The organism is Mycetocola spongiae (assembly GCF_020424085.1).
Taxonomy (GTDB): domain Bacteria; phylum Actinomycetota; class Actinomycetes; order Actinomycetales; family Microbacteriaceae; genus Mycetocola; species Mycetocola spongiae.
Map to the genome: position 1 here is coordinate 941,790 of NZ_CP080203.1, position 17,067 is coordinate 958,856.

General features: G+C 69.0%; 13 protein-coding genes. 6 read left to right on the forward strand and 7 right to left on the reverse strand.

What is annotated here, in order from left to right:
* Positions 1-67: 67 nt before the first annotated feature.
* Complete coding sequence (locus tag KXZ72_RS04395) at positions 68-1,015, reverse strand: LysR family transcriptional regulator (RefSeq protein WP_226082523.1); 948 nt, start codon at positions 1,013-1,015, stop codon at positions 68-70.
* A 77-nt stretch (positions 1,016-1,092) separates the two neighbouring features.
* Between KXZ72_RS04395 and KXZ72_RS04400 the strand changes: the two genes are divergently transcribed.
* Positions 1,093-2,832: an L-aspartate oxidase gene (locus KXZ72_RS04400; RefSeq protein WP_226082524.1), complete on the forward strand. Its 1,740-nt coding sequence runs from the start codon at positions 1,093-1,095 to the stop codon at positions 2,830-2,832.
* A 12-nt stretch (positions 2,833-2,844) separates the two neighbouring features.
* On the opposite strand, the gene arfB is transcribed toward KXZ72_RS04400, so the two are convergent.
* The 4 genes from arfB to KXZ72_RS04420 form a co-directional block, all read right to left on the reverse strand.
* A complete protein-coding gene (arfB, locus tag KXZ72_RS04405; protein WP_226082525.1) occupies positions 2,845-3,270 on the reverse strand; it encodes an alternative ribosome rescue aminoacyl-tRNA hydrolase ArfB in 426 nt (141 codons plus the stop codon).
* Positions 3,271-3,348: 78 nt separating this feature from the next.
* The gene (locus KXZ72_RS04410) at positions 3,349-5,625 is read right to left on the reverse strand and encodes a heavy metal translocating P-type ATPase (protein ID WP_226082526.1); all 2,277 of its coding nucleotides are present in this window, start codon (positions 5,623-5,625) and stop codon (positions 3,349-3,351) included.
* 32 nt (positions 5,626-5,657) lie between these two features.
* Complete coding sequence (locus tag KXZ72_RS04415; RefSeq protein ID WP_226082527.1) at positions 5,658-6,485, reverse strand: heavy-metal-associated domain-containing protein; 828 nt, start codon at positions 6,483-6,485, stop codon at positions 5,658-5,660.
* Positions 6,482-6,694 carry a heavy-metal-associated domain-containing protein gene (locus KXZ72_RS04420; RefSeq protein ID WP_226082528.1) on the reverse strand — a complete coding sequence of 71 codons (213 nt, stop codon included), beginning with the start codon at positions 6,692-6,694 and terminating at the stop codon, positions 6,482-6,484. The genes KXZ72_RS04415 and KXZ72_RS04420 overlap by 4 nt, the downstream gene beginning before the upstream one ends.
* Positions 6,695-6,935: 241 nt before the next feature.
* Here KXZ72_RS04420 and hrpB point away from each other — a divergent pair, with 241 nt between their 5' ends.
* Positions 6,936-9,509, forward strand: coding sequence for an ATP-dependent helicase HrpB (gene hrpB, locus KXZ72_RS04425; protein WP_226082529.1), 2,574 nt, complete (start codon positions 6,936-6,938; stop codon positions 9,507-9,509).
* Positions 9,510-9,512: 3 nt separating this feature from the next.
* Here hrpB and KXZ72_RS04430 read toward each other — a convergent pair whose 3' ends face one another.
* On the reverse strand, positions 9,513-10,091 hold the full coding sequence (locus tag KXZ72_RS04430; protein ID WP_226082530.1) for a small multidrug efflux protein: 579 nt from the start codon (positions 10,089-10,091) through the stop codon (positions 9,513-9,515).
* A 176-nt stretch (positions 10,092-10,267) separates the two neighbouring features.
* Between KXZ72_RS04430 and KXZ72_RS04435 the strand changes: the two genes are divergently transcribed.
* The 3 genes from KXZ72_RS04435 to KXZ72_RS04445 all read left to right on the forward strand — a co-directional run bounded on the left by KXZ72_RS04435 (position 10,268) and on the right by KXZ72_RS04445 (position 14,662).
* Positions 10,268-11,008 (forward strand): helix-turn-helix domain-containing protein, encoded by a 741-nt coding sequence (locus tag KXZ72_RS04435; protein ID WP_226082531.1) that lies wholly within the window; start codon positions 10,268-10,270, stop codon positions 11,006-11,008.
* A gap of 123 nt (positions 11,009-11,131) precedes the next feature.
* Positions 11,132-12,940, forward strand: a complete 1,809-nt coding sequence (locus KXZ72_RS04440) for a putative Ig domain-containing protein (protein WP_226082532.1) — start codon at positions 11,132-11,134, stop codon at positions 12,938-12,940.
* A gap of 417 nt (positions 12,941-13,357) precedes the next feature.
* The gene (locus KXZ72_RS04445; RefSeq protein ID WP_226082533.1) at positions 13,358-14,662 is read left to right on the forward strand and encodes a hypothetical protein; all 1,305 of its coding nucleotides are present in this window, start codon (positions 13,358-13,360) and stop codon (positions 14,660-14,662) included.
* A gap of 27 nt (positions 14,663-14,689) precedes the next feature.
* Here the strand turns inward: KXZ72_RS04445 and KXZ72_RS04450 are convergent, their stop codons facing one another.
* Positions 14,690-15,586 carry a helix-turn-helix transcriptional regulator gene (locus tag KXZ72_RS04450; RefSeq protein WP_226082534.1) on the reverse strand — a complete coding sequence of 299 codons (897 nt, stop codon included), beginning with the start codon at positions 15,584-15,586 and terminating at the stop codon, positions 14,690-14,692.
* A gap of 171 nt (positions 15,587-15,757) precedes the next feature.
* Here KXZ72_RS04450 and KXZ72_RS04455 point away from each other — a divergent pair, with 171 nt between their 5' ends.
* On the forward strand, positions 15,758-16,954 hold the full coding sequence (locus KXZ72_RS04455; RefSeq protein ID WP_226082535.1) for an MFS transporter: 1,197 nt from the start codon (positions 15,758-15,760) through the stop codon (positions 16,952-16,954).
* The last annotated feature ends 113 nt before the right edge of the window (positions 16,955-17,067 follow it).

Here is a 17,067-nt window from a genome sequence, read left to right on the forward strand (position 1 = left end):
CCCGCCCGGCCCGCGTCACCGCAGATTATCTGCGGTGACGCGGGCCGGCGCCGGTCCACGACCCGGATTAGTGCGCCGGTGCCGGGCGGGCGATCAGGGCCTCCCCCTCCGGGGTGGAGATCGCGAGGGCATGCGCGGTGGAGATGACGAGGTCCCGCATCGCGCGCGCGGCCCGGGACAGCGGCACATCGGCGCGATGGGCGAGGCTGATGGTGCGATCCAGCCCCGCGCCGCGCAGCCGCACCGCGCGCAGGCCCGGGCGGTCGGCGAGGACCATCGCGGGCACCACCGCGACCCCCAGCCCGCGCTCCACGCAGCGCAGCACGGCATCCATCTCCGAACCCTCAAGCACTATATGCGGGGTGAGCCCGGCCTGGGCAAACGCTGCCATCGTGGCCGCGCGCACGTCATAGCTCTCGTGAAACGTGATCTGCGGCAGCCGCGCGAGCTGCGCGAGACTCAGCGCCCCGCCCCGTCCCAGCACCGGGCTGGCGGCCGCACTAATCACCACCAGTTCCTCGGTCAGCAGCGGAATGCGCTCCAGGTTTCCGCGCGGCGCCCCCTCCTCGGAGGTGGTGATCAGCGCGAGGTCCAGCGCTCCCCCGGCGAGGTCCTCCAGCAGGCCGCGCGATCCCCCCTCGCTCAGGTGCAGCCCGATCCCGGGATAGCTCGCATGGAAGGCCACCAGCACCTCGGCGACGAGGCTCAGGCACAGCGTGGGGGTGGCGCCGAGCCGCACCCGGCCGCGGCCCAACCCGGCCAATTCCTGCATTTCGTGGCGCACGGCCTCGGCATCCGCGAGCATCCGCGTGGCCAGCGGCAGCAGCGATTCCCCCGCCGCGGTCAGCGAGATATTGCCGCGCACGCGGTGAAAGAGCTCGGTGCCCAGGTCGGCCTCGAGCGCGGAAATCTGGCGGCTCAGCGAGGGCTGGGCAAGATGGAGCTGCGCCGCGGCCCGCGTGAAGTGGCCGATCCGGGCCACCTCCACAAAGCTGCGCAGCTGTTCAAGATTCATGTCGATAGCGTAACAGCATCAAATCAAGGAAAATCATTCATTGGACGAATCAACTGGGGGAACCTAGCGTGGAGCCCATGACCCCCACACACCCCACGGAAAAACAGATTTCTACCACGGTCCTCGTGATCGGCACGGGCGGCTCCGGCCTGCGCGCCGCGATCGAGCTGGCCGAGCTGGGCACCGATGTTCTTGCGGTGGGCAAGCGCCCGCGCTCGGATGCCCATACCTCCCTGGCCGCGGGCGGCATTAACGCCGCCCTCGGCACGATGGACCACGAGGACTCCTGGCAGCAGCACGCCGCCGATACCATCAAGGAAAGCTACGACCTGGCCAATCCGCATACCGTCGAAACCGTGGCGCGCGGGGCCGAGCGCGGCATCCGCGATCTGGAACGCTATGGCATGCCCTTTGCGCGCGAGGCCGATGGCCGCATCTCGCAGCGCTTCTTCGGCGCGCATACCTACCGCCGCACGGCCTTCGCCGGGGACTATACGGGCCTGGAGATTCAACGCACCCTGGTCAACCGCGCCGCCCAGTTGGAGATCCCCATCCTCGACGAGGTGTATATCACCCGGCTGCTGGTGCGCGATAACCGGGTATTTGGGGCCTATGGCTTCGACCTGAATACCGGGATGCGCTATGTGGTCCACGCCGATGCGGTGATCCTCGCCGCGGGCGGGCATAACCGCATCTGGCGTCGCACGTCCTCGCGGCGCGATGAGAACACCGGCGATTCCTTCCGGCTCGCGGTGGATGCCGGGGCCAGGCTGCGCGATCCCGAGCTGGTGCAGTTCCATCCCTCGGGCATCATCGAACCCGAAAACGCCGCGGGCACCCTGATCTCCGAGGCCGCGCGCGGCGAGGGAGGCATCCTGCGTAATGCCCTCGGCGAGCGCTTCATGGAGCGCTACGATCCCGAGCGGATGGAGCTGTCCACGCGCGACCGGGTGGCCCTCGCGGCCTATACCGAGATCGCCGAGGGGCGCGGCACGGCCAATGGCGGCGTCTGGCTGGATGTCTCCCACCTGCCGCGCGAGGTGATCATGGAGCGGCTGCCGCGGGTATACCAGACCATGATCGAGCTACAGATGCTGGATATCACGCGCGAGCCCATCGAGATCGCGCCGACCGCCCATTATTCGATGGGCGGCGTCTGGGTGCGCTCCACGGATCACAGCACCGATGTGGACGGGCTCTATGCGATCGGCGAGGCGTCCAGCGGCCTGCACGGGGCCAACCGCCTGGGCGGCAACTCGCTGATCGAGCTGCTGGTTTATGGGCGGATCGTGGCCCAGGCCGCGCGCGAATACTCGGCGGCGCTCGAGTCCCAGCCGCGCTCGGCCGCCGCGCTGGATGCCGCCCGCGCCGAGATAAACGACCTCCTGGCCGCGGATGGGCCCGAAAACGTGCGGGCGCTGCAGCGGGAGATTCGCAATATGATGACCGAGCGCGCCGGGGTGGTGCGCGATGAGGAGGGCCTGCTGGCCGGGCTGGGCACGCTCTCGCAGATCGAGGAGCGGATGACCCGCGTGGGCATCCACCCCGATATCGCGGGCTTCCAGGATCTCGCGCATGCGTTTGACCTGAAGGCCTCGGCCCTCGCGGCGCGCGCCACGCTTGAGGCGGCCCTCGAGCGCCGGGAGACGCGCGGCTGCCATAACCGCAGCGATTATCCGCTGACCGATCCCAACCTCACGGTTAACCTGGTGTGGTCACCCACGCACGGCATTACGCGCGAGGCGATCCCGCCGGTTCCGGCCGAGATCGCGGCCCTGATCGGCGAGGTATCCACCGCGGGCAAGCTCGTGGAATAGCGCTCCCGCCGCCTAGTCCGAGGCGGAGGGGCGGCGGCGGCCGCGCTTGGTATCCGAGCGCTGCCCCTTGGCCTCCAGCCGGCGGCGCTGCGAGCCGCGCGTGGGCTTGGTGGGCCGCCGCGGCGGCCCATCCGGGGCCAGGGCCGTGCGCAGGAGCGCCGCGAGCTTGGCACGCGCGGTCTCGCGATTGCGCAGCTGGGAGCGCTGCTCCGCGGAGGAGACCGTGAGCGAGCCGCCCACCAGCCGGCCGGAGAGTTTTTGCAGCAGGCGCTCGCGCTGGGACTCGGTCGGGGTTGGCGATTCGGCGATATTCCAGGTCAGCTCCACCCGGCTATCGGAGGTATTTACGTGCTGGCCGCCCGGGCCCGAGGAGCGCGAGAAGCGCCATTCGAGTTCACCCGAGGGCACGCTCAGCGCCGGGGAAATCTCGAGGTCCATAACCCCAGGATCTCATATCCGCGGCGGTCCGCCCGGCCGCGGGCGCGGGATGCCGGGGCCGGCATCCCGCGCGGGCCGCTATGCCCGGGGTGCGCGATCCGCGGCGGTCACGCTCTTAAAGCCGCGCAGCCGCAGGCTATTGCCCACCACAAACACGCTGGAGAGCGCCATCGCGGCCCCCGCGAGCATCGGGTTGAGCATGCCCAGCGCCGCCACGGGGATCGCCGCCACGTTATAGGCGAAGGCCCAAAACAGGTTGGTTTTGATCGTGCCCAGCGTCTTGCGGGCCAGCCTGATCGCGTCCACCGCGCCGCGCAGGTCCCCGCGCACCAGCGTGATATCGGAGGCCTCGATCGCCACATCGGCGCCGGTGCCCATCGCGAGCCCCAGATCGGCCAGGGCCAGCGCGGGGGCATCGTTGATGCCATCGCCGATCATCGCGACGATTTTGCCCTCGGCCTGGAGGCGGGCAATCACGTCCACCTTCTCGCTGGGCAGCACCTCCGCGATGACCTCGGTGATGCCCACCTCGGCGGCGATCCGCCGGGCCACGGCCTCGTTATCGCCGGTGAGCAGGATCGGGTTAAGCCCGAGGGCGCGCAGCTCGGCAATCGCCGTGGCACTCGTGGGCTTAACCGTATCGGCCACCACGAGGATGCCGCGCGCGGCACCATCCCAGGCCACCGCCACCACGGTTTTTCCCTCGCCCTCGGCCGCGGCCTTGGCCCCGGCCAGCGCGGGGCTGAGCGCCAGCGACCACTCGGCGAGCAGCGAATCGCGGCCCACCAGCACCGCATGGGAGTCCACGATTCCGCGCACTCCCTTGCCGGTCACATTCACGAAGTCCTCGGCCGCGGGCAGCTCCCCCACCTCGGCGGTGGCGGCACGGGCGATTGCCTGCGCAATCGGATGCTCGGAGGCGTCCTCGAGTGCCCCGGCCAGGCGCAGCAGATCGGCGCGTTCCGTGCCGGGCTCGGTGATCGCCTCGACGAGGGTCATCTTTCCGGTGGTCACGGTTCCGGTCTTATCCAGCACCACGGTATCGATGCGGCGCGTGGATTCCAGCACCTCGGGTCCCTTAATCAGCACGCCCATCTGTGCGCCGCGGCCGGTGCCCACGAGCAGCGCGGTGGGGGTGGCCAGGCCCAGGGCACACGGGCATGCGATCACCAGCACGGCCACGGCCGCGGTGAACGCGGCGGTCGCCGGGAACCCGGCACCCAGCCAGCCGCCCAGGGTGGCCACGGCAATCACGATCACGATGGGCACAAAGATGCCCGAGATGCGGTCGGCGAGGCGCTGCACCTGCGCCTTTCCGGTCTGGGCGTCCTCCACCAGGCGGGCCATCTGCGCCAGCTGGGTATCGGAGCCGATCCGGGTGGCACGCACCACGAGGCGGCCCCCCACATTGGTGGTGGCCCCGGTCACGGGATCCCCCTCGGCCACCTCCACGGGCACGGATTCGCCGGTGAGCATCGAGGCGTCCACCGCGGAACTGCCGGAGACCACCACACCATCGGTGGCGATTTTCTCGCCCGGGCGGATAATAAACTCGTCCCCCACCCGCAGATCCTCCACCGGGATCCGCGTCTCGGTGCCGCCGCGCAGCACCGCGACCTCCTTGGCGCCGAGCTCCAGCAGGGCGCGCAGCGCGGCCCCGGCCTGTTTTTTGGAACGCTTTTCAAAATAGCGTCCGGCGAGGATAAACATGGTGACCCCCGCGCCCACCTCCAGATAGATATTGGCGGCGCCATCGGAGGGGGCGAGGGAAAACTCGAAGGCGTGTGTCATCCCCGGGGTTCCGGCGGTGCCCCAAAACAGCGCATAGAGCGACCAGAGGAAGGCCGCGGAGGTGCCCATCGAGATCAGGGTGTCCATCGTGGCGGCACCGTGTTTCAGGTTGATCCAGGCCGCGCGATGGAACGGCCACGCGCCCCAGAGGATCACGGGTGCGGCCAGCGCCAGCGAGGCCCACTGCCAATAGGTGAACTGCCAGGCCGGGACCATCGCCATCGCGATCACGGGCACGGTCAGGATGATCGAGGCGATCAGCCGGGTGCGCAGCGAGGCCAGCTCGGGATCGGTTTCCTCACCCTCGGCAGCCGCCGGTTTTCCGGGCGGGGCGGGCAGTTCGGCGCTATAGCCGGTTTTTTCGATCTCGGCGATCAGCAGGGCGGGGTCATAACCCGCGGGCACGCTCACGCGGGCCTTTTCGGTGGCATAGTTCACCGTGGCGCTGACGCCGTCGAGTTTATTGAGCTTTTTTTCGATCCGCATCGCGCAGGATGCGCAGGTCATCCCACCGATATCCAGTTCGATACCGGAGCCGAGGCTCGTGGGGGCGGGGGTGCTCATGGCGGTGTCCTTTCGGGACGGAGGGGGTGGTACTAATGCCCCGCGGAATGTGCGGGGGCGGCGTTGAGATAAAACTCGGCGGCGTGGGTGTGGCCATCCACCCGAAACTCCAGGGAGATCAGATAGCGTCCGGCCGCGGGGGCCGTGATCAGCACGGCGGCATCGCTGGATTGCGCGGGCACGTCGGTCAGGGTGTCCAGGCGCAGGGCCAGGGGGCGGGAGGGCGCGGATTCGAGACCCGCAACGGGTACTCCCGCGCGCTCGGCACCCAGGGTCAGCGTGGACGCGGAACCCGCGATCAGGTCGCCCGAGAGGCTCACGGTATAACCGTCCACCTCGGCGCTCCGCCGCGGGGCGGGGATCTCCGGGGTGAAGTCCCCGGCCACGTTGACCGTGCCGCTTGCCGGCACCGCGGAGGATTCCCCCGCGCCCGGGGCGAGCTCGGCGAAGATCCGGTAGGTTCCGCCGGCGCGCCACTGCCACGGGGTGGCCCAGGTATCGGTCTGGGGATCGGGCACGGGGTGCACGCGGAGCGGGGCGGAGCCATCGCCGCGCAGGATTACGAGGTTCAGGTCGCGCTCCGCCGTGGCGGATACCGGCCGGCCACTCTTATCCAGGATGCCCAGCGAGAGTACGCCCGGGACGCCCACGCCGCCGGGTGCGCTGATCCGGTCGAGCGTATAGCCATCGCCCTGGCCGGCATCGGGGGTCGCGGTGGTGCCGTGTTCGGCGGAGTCCACCCGCTCACTCCAGCCGGAGACGGTGCTTTCCGGGACCAGCGCCCCGGCGAGGCCAAAGGCCCCGCCGAAGGCCACGATCAGTCCGAGGCCGTAGAGCCCGAGGCGTGCGGGGGTATTCACCGCGCGCGCACGGCGGAGTAGCCGGCCTCCTCCACGGCGGCCAGTACCAGCGCGTCGTTAATCTCGCCGGGGCCGGTCACGGCGAGGGTGCCGTCCTGGGCGCTCACCACGATGGTCTCCACGCCGTCGATCTGTTCAACCTCTTCGCGCACGGACATCTCGCAGTGTCCGCACGTCATTCCCGTGACCTGATATTCGGTGGTTGTCATCGCCGTTCCTCTTCCTTATCGTTGTACCCCTGCTGGGTATCAATTGATCATAACCGTATACCCCATGGGGGTATTCCCGCAAGGCGCAAAATTCCCCCTCCGCGGACGGAAAACGGCGCGGTGCACCGGGACCGGGCGCGGAGATTATGCACCACACCCCCGGGATCGCGGGCGATTCGCCCGGGCACGGCCGGCATCCGCCCGCGCGGGGCATCACGCGGCGCCCGCATAGGATGGAGGGGTGAGCGCACCCCTGTTTAATCTGGCCGCAATCGGCGCGGGCCTCCCGGTGGCCGCGGCCCATGCCGAGCTGGCGCGGGCCATTTCCACCGGCAGCGCCGTCATCACAGCTCCCCCGGGCACCGGTAAAACCACCTATGTTCCCCCGCTGCTGGCCACGCTTCTTGCCGAGGCGGGCGGCACGGGCCGGGTGCTGCTGAGCCAGCCGCGCCGCGTCGCTGTCCGGGCCGCGGCCCGACGGCTCGCCGCCCTGGACGGTTCCGCGGTGGGTGAGGCCGTGGGCTTCACGGTGCGCGGCGAGAGGCGGGTCTCCGCCGCCACCCGGGTCGAGGTGCTGACCCCCGGAATTTTATTGCGCCGGCTGCTGACCGATCCCGAGCTGGCCGGGGTGGGTGCGGTGATCCTGGACGAGGTGCATGAGCGCTCGGTGGACGGAGACCTGCTGCTGGGTTTCCTCACCGAGGTGCGCGAGCTGCGCCCGGACCTGGTGCTGATCGCGATGTCGGCCACGCTGGATGCCTCGGGCCTCTCGGAGCTGCTGGACGCCCCCGTGGTGCATGTTCCCGCCCCGCTGCATCCGCTCGAAATCGACTATGTCCCGGCCGCGATCCCGCGGCTGGATGAGCGCGGCGTGACCCGCGAGTTTTTGCGCCATGTGGCGCGCGTGGCCGTGATCGAGCAGGGCGCATCCGGCCACGATGCGCTGGTATTTTTGCCGGGTGCGCGCGAGGTGGATGCGGTGGTGCAGCACGCGCGCGAACTCGCCGATCCGGGCCGCGTGGAGGTGCTGGCGCTGCACGGCAGGCTCTCCCCCGAGGAGCAGGATCGCGCGGTCTCGGGCGCCCCCGCGGGTGCGCCGCCGCGGATCGTGGTGAGTACCGCGCTCGCGGAGAGCTCGCTCACAGTTCCCGGGGTGCGACTCGTGATCGACGCGGGATTATCCCGCGAGGTGCGCCGCGACCGCGGGCGGGATATGGCCGGGCTGGTCACGCGCAGCGCGTCGCGGGCGAGCGCCGAGCAGCGGGCGGGACGCGCGGCACGGCAGGGTCCCGGGCGGGCCGTGCGCGCCTATTCGGAACCGGAGTTTGCCCGGATGCCCGCCGCGGCGGCCCCCGAGATTGCCTCCGCGGATCTCCTCGACGCCGCGCTGCTGCTGGCCGCCTGGGGCACACCCGGCGGCGCGGGGCTGCGCCTGCTCACCCCGCCGCCTTCGGCCGCGATGGCCCAGGCGGTGCGGGATCTATGCGCGCTGGGGCTGGCCGAGGACTCGGGGGCGCTCACCGCGCTGGGCCGCCGCGTGGCCGGGCTGCCGGTGGGGGTGCGCGAGGCGCGCGCCCTGCTCTCGGGCACCGCCGAGGTCGGCGATCCGGCGGCCGTCGCGGAGGTTGTGGCCGCGATCTCCGGGGATTTCCGCGATCCCGGGGCCGATCTTCCACACCTGCTGCGCGAGCTGCGCGCGGGGCGTATCCCCGGGGCCCGGCGCTGGCGGGCCGAGGTATCCCGACTCACCCGGATTGCCGAGGCGGAGGCCCCGGGGGTGGCCCCGGCTTCCCGCCCGGAGAATCTTGCGGGCCTCGTGGCGGCGACCGCCCGGCCCGAGTGGATCGCGCGGCGCACGGGTGAGCACTCCCGCAGCTATCTCCTGGCCAGCGGCACGCGTGCGGCGCTTCCCGAGGGCAGCGCCCTGGCCGCGTCCGAGTGGCTGGCGATCCGCGATGTGCAGCGCGTGGACGGCCGGGTGGCGGATGGCACCGGCGCGGTGATCAGGCTGGCCGCGCCGCTCGACGAGGCCGAGGCCCTGCGCCTGGGGGCCCCGCTGCGGGAAAACGAGCGTGCGGCCCGCGTCACCGAGGGCCGGGTGCGCGTGCAGGAGCGGCGGATGCTCGGCGCGATCCTGCTCTCCAGCACGCCGGTATCCCCCCTCGCGGGCGATACCGGGCCCGCGTTTGCCGGCCACCTGCGCGAGGCGGGGTTATCCGCGCTGCACTGGGGCGAGGGTGCCTCCGCGCTGCGCGCCCGGCTGGGGCTGCTGCAGCGCGAACTCGGCGCTCCCTGGCCCGCGATGGACGATGCATCGCTGCTGGACTCCCTGCCCGAGTGGTTGGGCCCGGACCTGGAACGACTCTCCCCCACCTCCTCGCTGCGGGGCCTGGATATGGCGCAGGCCCTGCGCAGGCTCCTGCCCTGGCCCGAGGCCACCCGGCTGGAGAGCCTGGTTCCCGAGCACCTGGCGGTGCCCTCGGGCTCGCGTGTGCGCATCCGCTATCCCGATCCCGGCACCGCGGATCACGCGGAACGCCCGGTGGTGGCCGTGAAGCTTCAGGAGCTATTTGGCCTGGCCGAGACGCCCCGGCTGGTGGAGGGGCGGGTGCCCGTGCTGTTCCATCTGCTCTCGCCCGCGCAAAAACCGCTCGCGATCACCGCGGATCTGGCCTCGTTCTGGAACGGCCCGTATCGGGAGGTGCGGCGCGAGATGCGCGGCCGCTATCCCAAGCATCCCTGGCCCGAGGATCCGTGGAGCGCCGAGGCCACCTCCCGCACCACGCGCGCGGCGGCGGCCCATCGGGAGCGTTAGCGCTCACCAGCCCAGCAGGGAGAGCGCGCCCGTGGTGAGGATCGTGACCACCGCGGTCCAGAGGATGATCGCGATGGCCTGCCAAAGAATCACCCAGCCGCGGGGCACACCCGTGCCGATAAAAAATGCCGCGGTCAGCATGGTGGGCAGGACCGCGGGGGCCAGGATACTCGCCCCGGGCACCCCAAAGCGCAGCACCCAGCGGCGCAGGCGCGTGCGTCCCCGGGAACCGTGGCCGGGTTTTGGGGTCGCGGTGAGGACCGCGGCGGGGCGGGTACCCGCGGTTTCCGGGGCGGCCGCGAGCTCCGCGGGAGGCGAGGGGACGGTGCGTTCCGCGCGGCGGCGCAGTAGGCGGGCGCGAATGCGCTCCCCCAGCAGCACCACCCCGATCACGCAGAGCAGGTTGCCGGCGATGGCGGCGAGCGCGGCCGTCACGGGGTTGATCCCGGCCAGCACCCCCAGCGCCGCGGCACCCGCACCCTCGATATAGGGGATGAACGCGGCGGCGGCCACGATCACCGGTTGCAGGAGCCCGGGCACCTGTCCAAGGAATTCCTGCAACCACTGATAGGGATTATCCATGCTGTGTCCTTTCGATAGCGGGCGCGGCATCCGGCTGGTTTTCCGCGGCCCTCCCCCGTAGTTAAGACCGTGTTCCCGGAACCGGGTCAATTCCCCGCCCCCGCGGCGCGTGCCCTTGACCGTGTTCCCACAACATGGTCTTGAATGGTCATAACGATCCCGGGAGGAACACGCGCATGGCATGGAGCACCCGCGAGCTGGCGGACCTGGCCGATACCACGGTAAATACGATTCGCCACTATCATCGCGAGGGCCTGCTTGGCCAGCCCGATCGGCTCTCCAACGGCTATAAGCAGTACGGGGCCCGGCATCTGATGCGGCTTTTGCAGATCCGCCGGCTGCGTGACCTGGGGGTGCCGCTGGCCCGGATCGAGGCGGTGGGTTTTGGCGAGCAGCCTCCCGCGGAGGCGCTGCGCGAGATTGATGCGGGCCTGGCCGCGAGTATCGCCCGGCTGGAGCGGGCGCGCGCGGAGATTCGCGCGGTTCTCGAGGGCACCGCGGGTACCGATGTTCCCGCGGGATTTGAAAATCTCACAGCGCATCTCTCCGCCCCCGAGCGCTCGCTGGTGCTGGTTTATGCGCAGCTCTACGATGAGTCCTCGCTGGAGGATGTGAAGCGCATGGTGGCGGTCACGCCGGATGCCGCCGATGCCGCATTTGAGGCGCTGCCCGCGGAGGCCGCCGAGTCCACCCGGCAGCTTCTGGCGGAGGCCCTCGCGCCACAGCTCGCCCGGCATCTGCGCGAATATACCTGGCTGGCGAATCCCGCGGGACGGCTACCCAAGGGGCCGCGGCTCACCCGCGAGGCCTTCCTGGCGACCATCGTGGAGATTTATAACGAGGCTCAGCTGGATGTCCTGGCCCGCACCCATGCGCTTGCCACCGCGCTCGTTGCGGAGGATTCCCGGGAGGGCTGAGCCGCGGGGCGCGTATCCGCTATGCGCGGCGCCAATACCGGCGGCGAGCACGGAGCCCCCTATCCAAGAAAGACAACAAGTGTTATCTTGACTGAAACATCGTTGTTTATTCGGGGGATAATCGTGACTTTTTTGAGAAATAACACCCAGCGTTCGCGCAGCACGCGCCTCGCGGCACTGCTGGGTGGTGGCGTATTAATTGCCGGATATGCCCTGGGTATTGCGCCCGCGGCCGCGGCCGATGACCCGGTGAAACCGGCCCCCTCCTCCGTGGGGCTGCCCGCCACGCTCACGGTTGGTGATACCCCCGAATCCATCGTGCTGAATAACACGGGCACCCGGGGTTATGTCACGCTAAACAAAACCGTGGGCGAGATTGCCGTGGTGGATATGATTGCCCGCACGGTGACCGGCCATATTGATATCGGCGCGGCCGATCCGGGCTATCTGGCCATAAACGGCGCCAATGACACGCTATATGTTTCAACAACGGACTGGGTCTCGGGGATGGGAGCACGGATGCAGGTGATTGATCTCGCGAGCGGATCGGTGACCGGCACCGTTTTTATTCCCTCGGAAGCGCAGGGCGTAGCGGTATCCGCCGATGACGCCTCCGTTTATGTGGTGGGCATCGATGGCACACTCTCGGTGATCGCCGCGGATACCCTCGCGGTAAGGGCTGTTATTCCCCTCCCCGGTCAAAACGCCCACTCCGTGCAGGTGAGCCCCGATGGCACGCGCGCCTATGTGGGGCTCGACGGAGCCTTCAAGGATACCCCCATGATCGCGGAGATTGACCTGTCGATTCCCGCGGTGACACGCACACTTCCGCTTCCCGATGGCGACAGCGAGGAGGTCGGGGGTACTGATCTCACGCCGGATGGCACAACGCTCTATGTGGCCACCGGCTATGGCGCAAAAATTCGCACGGTGGACGTGGCGAGCATGAGCATTACCGCGTCCGTGAGCGCGGGGCCCGGCGTCTATCGGGTCGCGGCCATCCCCGAGAATAACGTGGTTCTGACCCCGAGCCTGTCCTGGGAGTATCTCCTCTCGGTGGATACCGCGACCAATACCCGGTCGAATTCGGCACGAACCATGGGCGCGGGGGCCTTTGATGTGGCGGTGGATCCCACGCGCAGCTATGCGGTGGTCACCGACCGTTGGGCCGATACGCTGAGCTTCCTCGATTTCCCGGCGATCACCAACCCCGCCCCCGTCACGGTGGAGGATGCCGAGGAGGCAACCTTCTCCTCCGATGCCTCAAATATTTATCCGTCCACGGTGACCCTGACCTGGGAGGTTTCCAGCGATGAGGGGGCCAGCTGGGCCGCGGTGCCCGACGCCGATGAGGAAACACTGAGTTTTATCGCCGCCTCCGCGGATAACGGCAATCTCTATCGGATCGGCTATCACGATACCTTCACCGGGGCCCGCGGCTATAGCACTCCCGCGCTCCTCACGGTGGGGGGCCGGGCCGCACCGCCCGTGATCACCTCCGGGCCCCTGCCCAATGGTGTGGCCGGCGCCGAGTATGGCCCGTTCACGGTGACCGCAAGCGGCGATCCCGTGATCACGTTTTCCGCCGAGGGCCTTCCCGCCGGTCTGCGGATTGATCCGGCTACCGGAGTCATCTCGGGAAACTCCACCGAGGTGGGTATATTCACCGTGCGCGTCACCGCCGTGAACGCCGCGGGTTCGGATACGGCCACCTATCGGGTCGAGCTGACCACCGCCGCCGTCTCCCCCGCGCCCTCCCCCTCCACCGTCGCCCCCACCACCCCCGGCGGCGGTGACGGTGGCGGAACCGGCCTCGCCGGTACCGGCGCAAACGCACCCACCGGCCTCCTGGGCCTCGCGGGGGCGCTTGCCCTGCTGGGTGCGGGCCTGCTGATTGCCCGGAGACGACGCCCGTTGGGCCACACCGCATAATCCTGCGCCCGGAGCGGCACAGCACTACCGGCCGCGCCGGACCCCGATCCGGGTCCGGCGCGGCCGCTGAAGCGCCGCCATCGGTTCACGTGCCCGTCGTTTTTTCTTCGGGCGACATGCGCGCGATTCTCTCCCCAGCACCGACGCGGGCATAGGCGCCCCATTCCCGGTGGGGCGCTGTTGCCGGGTCTCCGAATCCGGTCCCGGCGGGTGAGTCCCGGGACCGAATGCCTTTAGGGGAATCGATAGCCCGGCGATCCACGATCCTCGCCCGCGCATCGGGCCCCATATGGCGCGGCGATCACGATAGGCTGGGGCATTATTTCGGTGGCGGCATTGCCTCGGCAGTCGGGGCGATGTGGTCCCCTCGGATTTCCCGAAAAACCGCGGTTTCACCACCCCAGGGAAGAGATGGTTATGAGCAGCGAGATCGAGTTGGTCAGCGACGGCGAAGGCATCGCCGTATTTGGCGATCCGCACGATGTCGAGCGGTTTCTGTTAACGGCCGGTGTGGCCTCGCGCGCGCTCGCGGTGCGGTCATCAATCGGTTCCACCCTGAGCGCGGGATCCGGCGCGGCCCAGGCGGGCTCGCAGATCGCGGCGAACTCGGGGCGCTGGGTGAAGCTCACGGAGGAATCCGCCAAGGCACTGAAACTCGGTCAGGCGATGAAGGGGTCCTCGGACGGTGTCAGCCGGGCCATTATCACCACGGCAAAGGGCAAGACCAGCAAGATCCTGGAGTTCATTAAGCCGGGGTCGTTTAGCACCCTCCTGACCAACCCGGCGATGCTCGCGGGTGTCTCGGGGCTCATGGCCCAGCTTGCCATGCAGCAGGCCATGGAGGAGATCACCCAATACCTGGCGTCTATCGACGCGAAGGTGGACGACGTATTGCGCGCGCAAAAGGACGCAGCCCTCGCCGAGATGATCGGCGTGGGGCTGGTCATCGATGATGCCATGCTGAAGCGCGAGCATGTTGGCCGGGTCTCCGAGGTGACCTGGTCGAGCCTGCACGGCGCGGCCCAGGCCATCGCCACGGCACAGTCCTATGCGCTCCGCCGGCTGGATGCGCTCGCGGAGAAGCTGGAGCAAAATCATAAGATCCCGGATCTTCTGAGGGTGTCCGGGGAGGCGGAGCGGGAGGTCGAAGAGTGGCTATCCGTGCTGGCGCGCTGCGTTCAGCTTCAGGATGGGCTGGCGGTTTTGGAACTCGACCGGGTGCTTGATTCCTCCCCCGATGAGCTAGATCGGCATCGGGAGGCGATTAACGCCGGGCGCCGCAGGCGCCGCGATCTGATCGCGGCCAGCACGCACCGCCTGCTGGAGCGGATGGATGCCGCGTCCGGGATCGCAAATACCAAGGTGCTGCTCAACCCGATAAAGGCCAATGCCATCGTGCGTTCGGGCAATGAGGTGGGGGTGGATGTGGCCACTTTTAACACCCGCCTGGGTATCACGCAGGGCCGCGAGGCGCTGGAGGCCAGGCGCTGGAGCGAGGCGGTCGGCGATATGCGAGACGGCGTGGTGCAGACCGCGGAGGCCGGTGCGAGCGCCACGGCCCGCTTCGGCGCCGGGGCCCTTGCGCAGGTGAGGGAGTTCACGACCGTGGCCTCCGCCCATCTTGCGGAACGCCTTCCCCGGAAACGCGATGATTCCGATTCCGCCGCGGTGCCGGAGCTACCCAACGATTCCGCGGATTCCCCCGAGATAAACGACCGCTAGGAGCGGGCGTCCTCCCCGGCCGCGCGGCTAGGCGTCGTGCGGCCGGCGGGTAGGTGTGGGGGTGATCTGCGCCGGCTTATTGAGGTTCCAATTGGCGAGCAGTTGCATCGCCTGGGCGGTATGGGACTCGGGCTCCACGGTATATACCAGCAGCAGGAGTTCGGGATCGCTGGTGAGTTCAAAGGACTCATAACCAAATTCCACGTCCCCCACCAGTTCGTGATGGTAGCGCTTGGTTCCGGACTTATAGCGGAGCACGTTATGGGAGGCCCACATCTCCCGGAATTCCCCGCTCGCGGTCGAGAGCTCGCCCACCAGCCGGATCAGCCCGTCATCGTGCGGTGCGCGCCCCACGGCCTGGCGCAGGAGCGCGACGTTATTGCGTTTCATCTGGGGAAGGTCGCGGTAGAAATCGGTGGCGCGCGGATTTAAAAACACAAACCGGGAGTAGTTAAACGGCACGGAGTGGTCGTCCTCCGCATGCCCGTAGAGTGCGCGGCCCAGTGCGTTGGTGGCCACGTGATCGCCGCGAATATTCTGGACGATCGCGGGCACGGTGATCGCATCCAAGACCAGCTGGATGCTGGCCGATACCCGCGATCGGGTCACCCGCCGCGAGAGGCGGCGGACGGAGTCGGCGGGGCCGGTGGGTTGCACCAGGTCTACCAGGTGTTCCCGCTCGGCGTCGTCAAGCTGCAGCGCGTTTGCGATCGCGTTTAAGACGTCGCTGGATACCCCTCGGGTCTGGCCGCGCTCGATGCGCGCGTAATAGTCCACGCTCACCCCGGCGAGGTGGGCGACCTCCTCGCGGCGCAGGCCGGGCACCCGGCGCAGCCCGCCGAAGATCGGTACCCCGGCCTCCTCGGGCGAAAGCTTGGCGCGGCGGGAGGCCAAAAACGTCTTGATCTCTGCTTTTTTATCCACCCTGTCAGCTTAGATCCGCGATCGCCGCTTTGGGGTGCCCTGAGAGACCACGTCACAACAGGGTGTTCCGCGCTGCCCCGCGGGGCTGTTTTCTGGAGGTACACCCCGGAGCCGCGGCGCATCTTCCCCTCCGGACTTTTGTGTCCCTCCCCTCGAAGACAGGATCCCCGTTTGATATCCGATACTCCCGGCCGCCCCGCGGCCACACCCCGGATGCCCCTGATCGTGCCGATCCTGATGATCGGTGCGTTCCTGATGTGTACCACCGAAAATATTATCGCCGGTCTGCTGACCCAGATCTCCGCGGATCTTGCGGTTTCGGAGTCCGCCGCCGGCATGCTCATCACGATCTTCGCGATTGGTATGGTGATCGGCGCCCCGGTGATGGCCATCGCCACGCGCCGGGTCTCTCCCCGCGCCACGCTGGTCGTGGCACTGCTGATTTTCGCGGCGGGACACGCGTTCACCGCGCTCAGCAGCAGCTATGAGATGAGCCTGATCGCCCGCTTTATTTCCGCGGTCGCCACCGGCGCGTTTTGGGCGGTGGCCGCCGTGTCCGCCACCACCGCGGCGGGGCCACGCCTGGCCTCCCGCGCCCTCGGCCTGATGATGAGCGGGGTGGGCCTGGCCACCGTGGCCGGTGTGCCGCTGGGTGCGTTCCTCGGTCAGCTCATCGGCTGGCGCGGAACGTTCTGGGTACTCACCGCGCTCACCCTCGTGGCCGCGGCGGTTATTGCCCGCGTGGCGCCCGCGACGGCTCCCCAGAATATTGCGCCGATCCGCACCGAGCTGCGGGCCTTCGCCCAGGGGCGGATCTGGCTGGTCTTGGCCGCCACGGCCGTGGTCAGTGGCGGGGTGATGGCCGCATTTAGTTATATTCAGCCGCTGCTGATCCTCCGCACGGGCCTGGAGCAGTGGGCCGTGCCGATCGCCCTGGTGGTATTTGGTCTGGGTTGTCTGCTGGGCACCAATATCGCCGGCCGGCTCGGCAAGAGGCATGCGGTGGGGACGTTCCTCGGGGCGACCGCGATCGGCGCGCTCGCCCTCGCGCTGCTCGTGCCGTTTTCCACCGGCGTGATCGCGACCTTTATGCTGTTTTTCCTCATCGGCGCGGCGGGGCTCTGTGTGCCTCCCCTCGCGACGGGACTGTCCATTCGCTATGCCTCCTCGGCCCCGACCCTCGCGGCGGCCTCGTCCGTCGCCGCCTATAACGGCGGGGTGGCCCTCGGTTCCTGGGTGGCCGGCCTGGCCATGGCCTCCGGTCTGGGCGTCGCCGGGCCGCCCGCGGTGGGCGCCGCGATGGTGGCCCTCGGCCTGATCCCACTCCTTATCCTGATCTCACTGCGCGAACCCCGCACCACCCCCTGACCGGTTCGCCCGCCCCGCCGCTTCGGGGTGTCCCGAGGCTCAGGCCCCGGATTTGGCTCGGCCATGGCACGTCATCCGCGTGTGGCATCCCGGATCGGCGGCGGCGGCACCTC